We start from the raw sequence: 11,620 nt of genomic DNA on the forward strand, positions 1-11,620 counted from the left end.
ACGAACGTACGGATCCGGGGCGGTGCGTTAGTCGAACAGTTCAGCCGAAGCGAATGGAAGACCTTGGCGATCCTTGGTCGACACGGTCGGCGCGACCGCCGTAGGCGGCCACCCGATGGCGAGGTGTGGATCGTCCCAGGCAATGCAGCGCTCATGCTCCGGCGCGTAGTAATCGGTCGTCTTATAGACAGTCTCGGCGCTAGCGGACAGCACGACGAAACCGTGGGCAAAACCTTCGGGTATCCACATTTGCGCCCGGTTTTCGGCGCTCAGCACCTCACCTACCCAATGGCCGAAGGTCGGCGAGGAGCGGCGCAGATCGACCGCCACGTCGAACACGCTTCCACTCACGACGCGCACCAGCTTGCCCTGCACCTGCCGGACCTGGTAATGCAGGCCGCGCAGCACATTGCCGGCCGAACCGGAATGGTTGTCCTGGACAAACGCAACTTTGCGGCCCACTGCCGCATCGAAGATATCCTGGCGAAAGCTCTCGTAGAAGAAGCCGCGTTCGTCTACGAGCGACCGGGGAACGATGCGCAAGACGTCAGGGATCGCCAGCCGCGTAATCTGCATCAATGCCCCTCTTTTGCCGTGCGCAACAGATACTGTCCATAGCTGTTGCCCTTCATCGACGATGCCAGTATCTCCAGCTGCTGTGCATCGATCCACCCTTTGCGAAAGGCAATCTCTTCAGGGCACGACACTTTCAGTCCCTGACGCCGCTCGATCGTTGCGATGAACTGGCTGGCGTCGAGGAGCGATTCGTGCGTACCGGTATCGAGCCAGGCATAGCCACGCCCCATGACTTCCACATTCAGCTTGCCCATCTTTAAATACAAGCGATTCAAGTCGGTGATTTCGAGTTCGCCCCTGGCGGACGGCTTCAGCTCGCGCGCCATCGCCACGACGTCGCGATCGTAGAAGTACAAGCCCGTGACGGCATAATTCGAACGCGGCACGGCCGGCTTTTCCTCGAGGGTAACCGCCTTGCCTTCGCTATCGAACTCGACCACGCCATAGCGCTCCGGATCCTGGACATGATAGGCGAATATGCTCGCGATGTCGTGACGCGCGTTGGCCCGCTCGAGCATCGGATGAAGATTGTGACCATAGAACAGGTTGTCGCCCAATACCAGCGCCGAAGGCGCGTCGCCGATGAAGCGTTCGCCGAGGAGGAAGGCCTGCGCCAGGCCATCGGGCGATGCCTGCACCGCGTACGAGAAATTCAGCCCCCAGCGCGCACCGTCCCCCAGCAATTGCTGGAACCGCGGCGTATCCTGCGGCGTCGAAATGATCAGGATGTCGCGAATCCCGCCCAGCATCAGCGTACTCAGCGGATAATAAATCATCGGCTTGTCGAACACTGGCAATAGCTGCTTCGAGATCGCCAGCGTGGCCGGATGCAGCCGTGTGCCGCTGCCGCCGGCGAGAATGATGCCTTTGCGTTTCACGGGTTCATTCATAAATTTCCTTGCGCCGACAACTCGGCGATCATACGGTCCACGTGGTAGCGCCAGTCAGGCAGCACCAATCCGAAGCTCGTGCAAAATTTGCTGCAATCCAGACGCGAATTTGCCGGCCGCACCGCGGGCGTTGGAAAAGCCCTGCTGGCGATCGGCTGCGCCGCCTCGGGTCCAGCTTTCAGTACCGCTCCATGTGCCTGTGCCTGAGCCAGCACATGCCGGGCATATGCATGCCAGGTGGTGCTACCACTTGCGGCCAAGTGATATGTGCCAGACAGGTTGCGTGCCTCGCCCCCCAGGGCCGCGATGCGATGCAACGCCAGCGCCGTGGCATCCGCCAGCAGTTCGGCGCCAGTCGGCGCGCCGTGCTGGTCGGCCACTACGTTCAAGATCTCGTGGTCCTTTGCCTGACGCAATATGCTCTTGGCAAAATTGCCGCCACGCGGAGCAAATACCCAGCTGGTGCGCAGGATCAGGTGCCTGACGCCGCTCGCACGGATCCGTTCCTCGCCGTCGTACTTGGTACGGCCATACACCGACAGCGGATTGACGGCATCGGTCTCGACCCATGCGCCCTCTTTCGAGCCGTCGAACACGTAGTCGGTCGAATAATGCACCAGCCAGGCGCCAAGAGTAGCTGCCTCTTCGGCAAGGACGCCGGGCGCGACCGTGTTGCAAGCGTGCGCGGCTTGCTGATCGCTTTCGGCCTTGTCCACCGCCGTGTAGGCCGCGGCATTGACGATCACATCAGGCGCGAAATCCCGCATCAGCCCGCGCAGCGAGTCCGGATCACCGAAGTCGGCTTCGCTGCGGCCATATGCACGCAGCTCGCCCAGCAAAGCCAGCGTTCGCTGCAACTCCCAGCCAACCTGGCCATCCTTGCCGAGCAACAGGATCTTCATGCCGCCGGCCGTCCATCGGCATACTGCCGGTCGATCCACTCGCGGTAGGCGCCGCTGGTCACGTTGCGCACCCATTCGCCATTGGCCAGATACCACTCGACTGTCTTGCGGATGCCGGTCTCGAAGGTCTCGGCAGGACGCCAGCCCAGTTCGAGCTCCAGCTTGCTCGCGTCGATCGCGTAACGGCGGTCGTGGCCGGGGCGGTCCTTTACGAAAGTCATCTGCGACGCATACGATTCGTTATCGCCACGCGGATGCAGTTCGTCGAGGATCGCGCACAAGGTGCGCACCACGTCGATATTCGCCTTCTCGTTGCAACCACCGACGTTATAAGTCTCGCCCAGGCGGCCCGCCGTCAATACGCGGCGAATGGCGCTGCAGTGATCCGTCACATATAGCCAGTCGCGGATCTGCTGGCCATCGCCATAGATCGGCAGCGGCTTGCCCGCCAGCGCGTTGTGGATCACGAGCGGAATCAGCTTCTCCGGGAAGTGGTAGGGGCCGTAGTTATTGGAGCAGTTGGTCGTCACGACCGGCAGGCCATAAGTATGGTGGTAGGCACGCACCAGGTGGTCGGATGCGGCCTTGCTGGCGGAATACGGGCTGTTCGGTTCGTAGCGGTTCTGCTCGTTGAAGGCCGGCGCTTCGCTCGACAACGAGCCGTACACCTCGTCCGTGGACACGTGCAGAAGGCGGAACGCCGAACGCGCCTCGGACTGCAAGCCGCCCCAGTAAGCGCGCACTGCTTCCAGCAAATTGAAGGTGCCGACGATATTGGTCTGGATGAAAGCCCCGGGGCCTTCGATCGAGCGGTCGACGTGGCTTTCAGCCGCAAAGTTCAGTACCGCGCGAACCTGGTGTTCAGCCAGCAGGCGGCCCACCAGTTCGCCGTCACCGATGTCGCCACGTACAAAGCGGTGACGCGGATTGCCTTCGAGGCTGGCGAGATTCTGGAGATTGCCGGCGTAGGTCAGTTTGTCGAGATTGACGACTGGCTCATCGTGTTGGGCCAGCCAGTCGATGACGAAGTTCGAGCCAATGAAGCCCGCTCCGCCCGTCACGAGGATGGTCATTCCTGCGATTCCTGGGTAATTGGTTGGACATCGAGCCAGACCGGGAGGGTGGCGGCTCACGCCTGAAAGTTGTCATTGACGAGAGGCAGTCGGCTTACGGACCACCGGCGCGATCGTGGTTTGCTGCGATAGTGCTTCGCGTACGTACATGCAGCCGTTTTATCGCGGCTGGAGAATACAAACGTAACATCCAGCACCATTTTCCGAGCGATCCCGATGCTTTGTCAATGCCAGAGCGCTACTCCCCTATTCTGCCATGTTCAAGCGGTCGGCCTACCTGGTGCTTGCCGGACGGGCTTTCATGGTGCGGCACTCCATGGCATAAGCAATCTCGTAAGGCTGATCGAAGCAGTTCTGCAAGCCTTCGACCACATCGATATTCGGCGGCCATCGCATACTTAGGGTCTGGCCGTCCGGCGTTTTTACCTCGAAGTAGCCATCCTTGATGACCAGCTTCTCCCCGGGTGGCGGCGCGAGCGCGGCAAGCCGCCGGCGCGCCGTTTCGAGAGCGGCCTGGTCCCGGCCCAGGAATGCAACCGTGGCGTCGACATAGGCCTTCCAGCCGCCCTTGTCTTCCTCGCCCGGTCCGCGCGAACGCCGCATCAGCGCGATCGCCTGCGCGTACTGGCCGGCGAAGGCGCGCATCTGCCCTTCGTGCCAGAGCAGCATGGTGGAATCGCTCTTGTGCAGCTCGCGGTAGTCGCGCAGCAGGTCGGCCGCCACCAGTTCGCATTCCTCGCCCTTGTCGGCGATCGCGCGCCAGCCGCCGCTGAAGTCCTGGTCGAAGCTGTGCTCATCCAGGGCCAGCAGGCGCGCGCGATCGTGAGCGCATGCGACGCTTGCCGCGCCCTGAAGCTGCGGCTGGGCCGCGCTATACGACGGTATTAGTGCAATTGCGAGAACGGGGATCAGAGACCGGAACGGCATGGAGGATTGGCATGTTCAAACAGCGTGACAGGATACCAAAAAGTATCCATGCAAAATGCGTACTTTCTCACGCGCCAAGCATAATGGCCGCGAGCAGGCCGCACGCGCACTTACGCCGCCTCGGCCGCCTTCAACAACGCCTCGATCCCCTGCGGCTCCACCGGCCTGCTGAAACAATACCCCTGCATCTGATCGCACCCATGCTCGTGCAAGAAGGCCAGCTGCTCCGACGTCTCCACCCCTTCCGCGATCACGTTCAGCTTCATCGAATGCGCCAGCGCGATCACCGCATTGACGATCGCGGCGTCGTCCGCGTCCTGGGTCAGGTCGCTCACGAAGGAGCGGTCGATCTTGAGGCTGTGGATCGGGAAGCGCTTCAAGCTCGCCAGGCTCGAATACCCGGTCCCGAAATCGTCGATCGCCAGCTGCACGCCCATGTTCGCCAGCCGGGCCATGGTCTCGGCGGCGGCGGCCGGGTTCTGCATCAATACGCTCTCGGTGATCTCCAGCGTCAGCCAGCGCGGATCGCAGCCGGTTTTCGCCAGCAGCGCGGCCACGCGCTGGGCCACATCCTGGCCCAGGAACTGGCGCGCCGACAGGTTCACGCTCACGCGCACCGGCGGCAGGCCGCGGCGCAGCCAGGCCACCTGCTGCGCCATCGCGGTCTCCAGCACCCATTCGCCGATCGGCACGATCAGGCCGGTCTCCTCGGCCAGCGGGATGAAGTCGGACGGCGCCACCATCGGCCGGCCGTGCGGCTTCCAGCGCAGCAGCGCTTCCACGCCGCTCACATTGCCGGTCGCGATGTCGACCACCGGCTGGTAGTGCAGCAGGAATTCCTGGCGCTGCAGCGCGCGTTGCAGCGCGCCTTCCATGCGCAGGTGCTCCACCGACTGGGCGCCCATGTCGGCCACGTAGAAACTGTAGTGGTTGCCGCCCGAGCCCTTCGACTGGTACATCGCGCTGTCGGCGCACTTGAGCAGGGTCGCGGCGTCCAGGCCGTCGCGCGGGTACATCGAGATGCCGATCGAGCCGGTCGGGAAGACCTCCTGGCCGCACAGCAGCAGCGGCTGGAACAGGTTATCCAGCAGCTTCTGCGCCACCTTGGCCGCATCGGCTTCGCCGGCCAGCTCGGGCAGCACCACCACGAATTCGTCGCCACCCTGGCGCGCCACCGTGTCGCTCTCGCGCAGGCTGCTCGCCAGGCGACGCGCGATCTCGACGATCATCTTGTCGCCGGCGTCGTGGCCCAGGCTGTCGTTCACGTGCTTGAAGCGGTCCAGGTCGATGAACATGACCGCCACCTGCGTGCCGGCGCGGTGCGCGTGCACGATGGCTTGCGCCAGGCGGTCCTGCAGCAGCACCCGGTTCGGCAGGCCGGTCAGGGCGTCGTGGTTGGCCATGCGCAGCAGCGCTTCCTCGGCGCTCTTGCGGCGCGAGATGTCCTCGACCACCGAGATGAAGCGCTGGTTGCCGTTGGCGTCGCGCATCATCGAGACGCTGATGTTCACCCAGATCGGCGTGCCGTCGCGCCGCAGCAGGCGCCGCTCGCGCTGGTAGTCGCCGATTTCTCCGGCGCGCAGGCGTTTTACCAGCGCCAGCTCGTCGGGCAGGTCGGCTTCATGGGTCAGTTGCTGGAAGAAGCGCTGCAGCAGCTCTACTTCGCTAAAGCCCAGGATCTGCGCCATCTTGCGGTTCACGCGCAGCAGGCGCCCGTCGGGGCCCAGCAGCACGATGCCCACCGCGGCCTGGCTGAAGGTGAGCCGGAAGAATTCCTCGCTCTCCTGCAGGCGCAGGCGCGCCTTGCGGCGGAAGGTGATGTCCTGGCCGATCAAGAGCAGCATGTGGCCGCCGGCCTGCTGGGTGCGGCGGATGTTGAACTCCACGTAGCGCACGCCGTCGGCGCGGCCGTCCAGCGTCACCAGCACATTGTCTTGCGGCGTGCCGGTGCGCAGCGCCTCGTCGACGCGCGCCGCCAGCTCGGCGTCGGGCAGCCAATCCTCGAGCGGGCGCCCCGCCGCCGCGGCTTCTTCCGGCGCGCCGATCAGGTCGGCCATGGTGCGGTTCATCGAACGCACCTTGCTGTTGGCGTCCACCACCACCAGCCCGGCCGGCATGCCGTCGATGACCTGTTCCAGATAGTCGCGGTTCTGGCGCACGTTACGCTGGTCGGCGTGGGCATAGGTGTCCAGCGCCAGCCCCATGTCGAAGCAGACCACCTTCAGCACCGCATCCCAGGCCTCGATGAAGCGCGCCGGGTCGTGGTGCAGTTTCTGCCACAGCATGCTGGATAGTTCGGACAGGTATTTGCGGTAGGCGCCGATATACCATTTCGGGTCGAGCCCGATGCGCTGGTGGGCCGCGCCCACGCGCAGGCGTTCGTGGATGTAGGCCGGGCCATAGTCGCCGGCCGTCAGGCTGCTGAAATAGCCGGCCTGTGCGCGGCGCAGGCGCGACGTGGTCTCGCTGTCGGCCAGCAGCTCGCGCATGCGCGGGAAGGCCAGCAGGTGCGCGTAAAAGCTGTCCGAGAAGGTGTCGCGCTCCTGCTCCAGCAGCTCGTGCACCTCGCGCAGGACGGCGGTGTCGCGCTCGTCGAGTTGCAGAAAACTCCGGCGCGCCGCGATTTCCTCGTCGTCCAGGCCGATCTCTCGTGCCAGGGCGTCGATCATTTCACCGGTTTCCCTCTCGCGGCCCTGGCGCGCTGGTGCGGGCTGCAGTGTAGCGCTTGTCGTACCGTGTTTCGTCTGGATATTCATCGGGAAGACCCTGGCCGCGTGACGCCGACCAGAATTAAATAGCAGCTCGGACATTTTGGTTGCATGATAGCAAACCCGATATCGGACTTCCCGGCTTCTTTGCTAACTGTTGTTTATTGAGCGTTGGTAGCGCCTGGAATTAATCTGGTTTAAGAAACAGTGCCTCTTGCCCTGGTTGCGGCAAGTGGATGATGAAACTCGTTCCCCGGCCCAGTCCGGCGCTCTCGACGCTGATCGCCCCTCCGTGCAACTCGACGATGCGGCGGGCGATGTACAAGCCCAGGCCCAGGCCGCTCGCATTGGCCTGGGTTTGCAGGGTGAAGGCCCCGAACACATGCGGCAGGTCTTCGGGGGCGATACCCTGCCCGCTGTCGGTGACGCGAATGTGCACGCCGTCGGCAGCGCTCCTGATCGCCACCCCGACCGCGCCACCTTCGGCGGTGAACTTGATCGCATTGAGGATCAGGTTCCACAACACCTGTTGCAGGCGGCGCGGGTCGGCATCGATCTGCAGATGGTCGCCGAAATCGGCCGGCGTCACGCTGAACGCGATGCGTTTGGCGTGCGCGGTCGCCTCGATGGCAGACACGGCGTCGCGCACGATCCTTCCCAGCGATACCGGACCGCGCTCGATCGACATGGTGCCGGTGAGCGTGCGGGCGGCGTCGATCAGGTCCTCGACCATGCCGGCCTCCTGGCGCACGTGCACGCGCATTGCCGTCAATGCCGTGGTCAGCGCCGGCGGCAGGTCGTGCATGGTCTTGAGCAGCAGGTCGATGCGCATCGCCAGCGCCGACAGCGGCGTGCGCATCTCGTGCGAGACGGTGGCCAGGAACAGGTCGCGCGTCTGGCTCACGCGGTTGAGCTCATCGATCGTGTCGCGCTGGCGATCGAGCGAATCGGCCAGTGTGCGCAGCAGTGCGCGGAAGGTGGCCAGACGGGCTTCGGCCAGCGGTGCTTCGAGCCGCACTTCGTTCCACAGGGCCGGGCCGGGCAGGTCGACCTGCCGGGCCAGCTGTTCGCACGCCATGGGCGAGCTGAAATCGCGCCAGCGCCAGCCGAATACCACGGCGCCATAACGTTCGCCAGCGCGCGTCAGCGGCAGGCCGCACACGCACAGGCCATGCCATTCTTCTTCGGCATAGTCGTCGCCGGCGGCCAGCGCCGCAACCAATCGTCGCTCGAGCGCCAGGCCCGGGCCGTCCTCGCGCCACAAGCGCGAACTGGCCAGCAAGCGCGCGGTGCGCGTTCCGACCATCGGCCCGGCCTTGCGCTGTCCCCCGATGTCGTAGGCCGACACCACCAGGCCGCTGGCCTGGCAAAACTGTTCCAGGGGCGCTTCCCACTCGCTCCAGTCCGGCTGGGACGAATGCGGCCGGGCGATCCGGATCACGGGGCATCTTCCACCGGCAGCTCGACCGATGGCGGCAACGCCTCCCCCTGCGCCACCGCGACGTCGATGGCGGGACTCTGGCGCGTGGGCGAGCGCGACAGCAGGCTCGAATAGGCCGAGAACGGCAGTTGCGGCACGGCGTTGGCCGTGGCCGTGGGCGACGTGTCTTCGTCGAGCAGCGCCACGCCCCCGGCGGCGATGATGTATTCGCGCGTGACCTGCTGGATGCGGCTGCCGCGCACCTTGGGGATCGCAATGGCGCGGCGCAAGACCGTCGAGATCTCGACGTAGCTCAGCAGGATGATATTGTCGACCAGGTGAGAGCCCTTGAGCTCCTCGCTGATCTGCGACACGCCCAGCAGCTCCGGGCTCTCGTAGTTGAAGAACACCGTCGCCAGGCGGTTCTTGCAATAGGTCGCCAGGGCGTACAGGTAATCGGCGACCTCGGAGCGGCTTGACAGTTCATACACGGCGACCGAATCGAAGACGATGCAATCGATCCCTTCGCGTTCGGCCAGGCTGGTCACGCTGTGGAAGTGAACGTCCAGGTCGAGTTCGAGCGGCGACTCGTACAGCAGGAACAGCTCGCCGCGCGCGATCATGCCTTCCAGGTCGAAGCCCAGCGAAGCGGCGTTGCGGATCAGCTGGCGCGGATGCTCGTCGAGCGTGACCAGCAGGGTCTTGCGCCCCTGGCTGACAGCCGCGGTCAGGAATTGCACCGACAGGACAGTCTTGCCGGTACCCGAAATCCCGCTCACCATGGTGACCGACCCTTCGTACAGGCCGCCGTCCATCAGGACGTCGATGGCCGGCACGCCGGTCGAAATGCGCTGGTCGGAGGTCGGCTGGTCATTGATCGCCTTGGGCCGCGAATGCGCGCGGCGGTACACGTGCACGCCCTGGTGCGCCTCGATCCGCATGGTGTGGCTGCCGCCGATGAAATCCTGGCCGCGCGACTTTGTCACCGTCAGGCGCCGCTCGACCCGGCGCTTGTGCTCGGCGCGGGTGAGTTCAATGATGGTGTCGAACACGAAGCGCTCATGCGCAGGGGCCGCCATCGACTCATCGCGTTCGGCCGTGACCAGGGTCGTCACGCCCAGCCGGTTGAGGCCCTCGATCAAGAGGTGAACGTCCTCGCGGAACGGCATGTCGTGCACTTCCGCGTACAGGCGCATCGGCGTCAGGCCGTCGATCAGCAGCCGCTTGGCGCCCATGCTGCGCAGCGCGTCGGCAAACGCGCCGTCGCCGTTGCGAAACTCCGACAGCAGCACGGCAGGGCTGGTCTGGATGATCTTGACCATGCCCTTGTCGATCTGCGCCTGCAGGTCCCAATCGAAGCCGGCGGCGTCGCGCAGCAGCTTGGCCGAGTCGAGCTCGAAGGACACGATCACGCCCGGCTCGCCATACTGCGCCGCGCCCGCATGGATGAAACCCAGGCCAAGCGTGGTCTTGCCCGAGCCGGGCGGACCTTCGACGATCAGGTTGTTATGGCGTGGAATGCCACCGAGAAAGATTTCATCGAGTCCGGCGATGCCAGTATTGATCAGGGTATCCAAGTGGCGCCTTATGCGTAACGTTGCTTTATTGAGTAATGGACACAGTCTAGCAGTTACATCGCATGGGTGTTGGCGTCCATCGAGGGATCGATATGCCAGCCCTGCCACGCCCATTCCCGACACCAGCGCGCGCACAAGCGCTACGCTGTCCGGCTTTGCGATGACGCAAGGTTTCTGATTCAAATGAGGGGAAAGTGATTGAGGGACACAATCACAAGGAACTCATCATGCCGCTTCCCTCCCTGCTGCCGCATCTTGCCTTCGTCGCACTCGGCTGCGCCCTGTCGGCCGGCGCCATGGCCAATGTCGACGTCACCCTGACGCCGCTGCAGCCGACGGTCGGGCGTGGCGACAACGTGCTGGTGCGCGTCACCCTGACCAATGCCTCGGGCACGGCGCAGCACCTGCTGCGCTGGCGCACGCCGCTGGACGGAGTCGAGATGCCGTTGTTCGACATCCGGCGCGACGGCCAACCGGTGCGCTATCTCGGCCGGCGCATCAAGCGCGCCCCGCCGGGTCCGGCGGACTATGTGCGGCTCGATCCGGGCGCTTCGCTGAGCAAGACCGTGGAGCTGTCGGTGCTGTACGAGATGAGCGTCACCGGCAGCTACACGATCCGCTACCACAGCGCGGCCATGCCGGCGCCCGGCGCCAGCGTCCAGCCAGTGGTGGGCGAACTTGTCTCGAAGCCGGTCAGCATCTGGGTCGACGGCCGCCTGCCGCGCGGCGCCAAGCCGGCCGGCATGGCCCTGGAACCGGGCGGCGCCGGCCTCGCCTACGCCAACTGCTCGAATGCCCAGCAGGAGCAACTGGTGACGGCGATGGATGCGGGACGCGCGATGACGCTAGATGCCCATGCCTACCTCACCTCGGGCAAGCAGTATGGCGAGCGCTATTCGACCTGGTTCGGCGCGCCCGACGCCACGCGCGGCGCCAAGGTCACCAGCAATTTCACGGCCATCAAAGATGCGTTCGAGAACAAGCCGGTCAAGATCGATTGCGATTGCGACGAGCCGTATTTTGCGTATGTGTATCCGGCGCGGCCGTATACGGTGTGGGTGTGCCGGGCGTTCTGGGCCGCGGCCGTGACCGGCACCGACTCACGCGGCGGCACCCTGCTGCATGAGCTCAGCCATTTCGACGTGGTGGCGGCGACCGACGACCACGTGTACGGCCAAGCCGGCGCGGCCGAACTGGCGAAATCGGCGCCGGAACGGGCGATCAATAACGCGGATTCACATGAGTATTTTGGGGAGAATACGCCGGTGCAGCAGTGAGGGTGGGGGGGCGATAGATAGCTGACGCTGACGCTAACGCTGCGACGGCCCGCACCCCCAGCACGTCGTTCCCGCGCAGGCGCTACGCTGAGCCTACATCTTCAACATATATTTGGCGTATGCTGAATCATTGAAGTGTGGACTCAGCGGAGGTCGCGATGACTTCTCTCGAACTGCTCAGAGATGAGCATTGCATTGGCGAATTTGGGGACGAACGTCTCTGCAGAACTGGAATACTTCTCCATAGTCGAATGTCAGAAAGGGGCACGG

Annotated in this window: 9 protein-coding genes; 1 reads left to right on the forward strand and 8 read right to left on the reverse strand. The window is 64.4% G+C overall.

Going from position 1 to position 11,620, the window contains the following annotated elements; all coding sequences use genetic code 11:
- Nucleotides 1–27 precede the first annotated feature (27 nt).
- From rfbC to SOM61_RS21995, 8 genes are all read right to left on the reverse strand, one after another.
- Nucleotides 28–576 carry a dTDP-4-dehydrorhamnose 3,5-epimerase gene (gene rfbC, locus SOM61_RS21960; protein WP_320476058.1) on the reverse strand — a complete coding sequence of 183 codons (549 nt, stop codon included), beginning with the start codon at nucleotides 574–576 and terminating at the stop codon, nucleotides 28–30.
- Nucleotides 576–1,466, reverse strand: coding sequence for a glucose-1-phosphate thymidylyltransferase RfbA (gene rfbA / locus SOM61_RS21965; protein ID WP_320476049.1), 891 nt, complete (start codon nucleotides 1,464–1,466; stop codon nucleotides 576–578). The genes rfbC and rfbA overlap by 1 nt, the downstream gene beginning before the upstream one ends.
- Entirely contained in the window at nucleotides 1,463–2,368 is a 906-nt protein-coding gene (gene rfbD, locus SOM61_RS21970; RefSeq protein WP_320476050.1) for a dTDP-4-dehydrorhamnose reductase, read from the reverse strand. The genes rfbA and rfbD overlap by 4 nt, the downstream gene beginning before the upstream one ends.
- Nucleotides 2,365–3,441, reverse strand: coding sequence for a dTDP-glucose 4,6-dehydratase (gene rfbB / locus SOM61_RS21975; protein ID WP_320476051.1), 1,077 nt, complete (start codon nucleotides 3,439–3,441; stop codon nucleotides 2,365–2,367). Before rfbB ends, rfbD begins: the two co-directional genes overlap by 4 nt.
- Nucleotides 3,442–3,714: 273 nt before the next feature.
- On the reverse strand, nucleotides 3,715–4,368 hold the full coding sequence (locus SOM61_RS21980) for a hypothetical protein (protein WP_320476052.1): 654 nt from the start codon (nucleotides 4,366–4,368) through the stop codon (nucleotides 3,715–3,717).
- 110 nt (nucleotides 4,369–4,478) lie between these two features.
- A complete protein-coding gene (locus tag SOM61_RS21985; protein WP_320476053.1) occupies nucleotides 4,479–7,037 on the reverse strand; it encodes an EAL domain-containing protein in 2,559 nt (852 codons plus the stop codon).
- A 226-nt stretch (nucleotides 7,038–7,263) separates the two neighbouring features.
- Entirely contained in the window at nucleotides 7,264–8,517 is a 1,254-nt protein-coding gene (locus SOM61_RS21990) for a sensor histidine kinase (protein ID WP_320476054.1), read from the reverse strand.
- The gene (locus SOM61_RS21995) at nucleotides 8,514–10,073 is read right to left on the reverse strand and encodes an ATPase domain-containing protein (RefSeq protein ID WP_320476055.1); all 1,560 of its coding nucleotides are present in this window, start codon (nucleotides 10,071–10,073) and stop codon (nucleotides 8,514–8,516) included. The genes SOM61_RS21990 and SOM61_RS21995 overlap by 4 nt, the downstream gene beginning before the upstream one ends.
- Nucleotides 10,074–10,300: 227 nt before the next feature.
- On the opposite strand from SOM61_RS21995, the gene SOM61_RS22000 reads away from it, so the two are divergent.
- Entirely contained in the window at nucleotides 10,301–11,350 is a 1,050-nt protein-coding gene (locus SOM61_RS22000; RefSeq protein WP_320476056.1) for a M35 family metalloendopeptidase, read from the forward strand.
- The last annotated feature ends 270 nt before the right edge of the window (nucleotides 11,351–11,620 follow it).

It is taken from the genome of Massilia sp. CFBP9012 (genome assembly GCF_034045115.1).
In the GTDB taxonomy this organism is placed as follows: Bacteria; Pseudomonadota; Gammaproteobacteria; order Burkholderiales; family Burkholderiaceae_D; genus Telluria.

Excerpts from the sequence above, each read along its gene's own strand:
- SOM61_RS21980 (WP_320476052.1), bottom strand. The coding sequence starts at position 4,368 with ATGCCGTTCCGGTCTCTGATCCCCGTTCTCGCAATTGCACTAATACCG.
- rfbA (WP_320476049.1), bottom strand. The coding sequence starts at position 1,466 with ATGAATGAACCCGTGAAACGCAAAGGCATCATTCTCGCCGGCGGCAGC.
- rfbD (WP_320476050.1), bottom strand. The coding sequence starts at position 2,368 with ATGAAGATCCTGTTGCTCGGCAAGGATGGCCAGGTTGGCTGGGAGTTG.
- rfbB (WP_320476051.1), bottom strand. The coding sequence starts at position 3,441 with ATGACCATCCTCGTGACGGGCGGAGCGGGCTTCATTGGCTCGAACTTC.
- SOM61_RS21985 (WP_320476053.1), bottom strand. The coding sequence starts at position 7,037 with ATGATCGACGCCCTGGCACGAGAGATCGGCCTGGACGACGAGGAAATC.
- rfbC (WP_320476058.1), bottom strand. The coding sequence starts at position 576 with ATGCAGATTACGCGGCTGGCGATCCCTGACGTCTTGCGCATCGTTCCC.
- SOM61_RS22000 (WP_320476056.1), top strand. The coding sequence starts at position 10,301 with ATGCCGCTTCCCTCCCTGCTGCCGCATCTTGCCTTCGTCGCACTCGGC.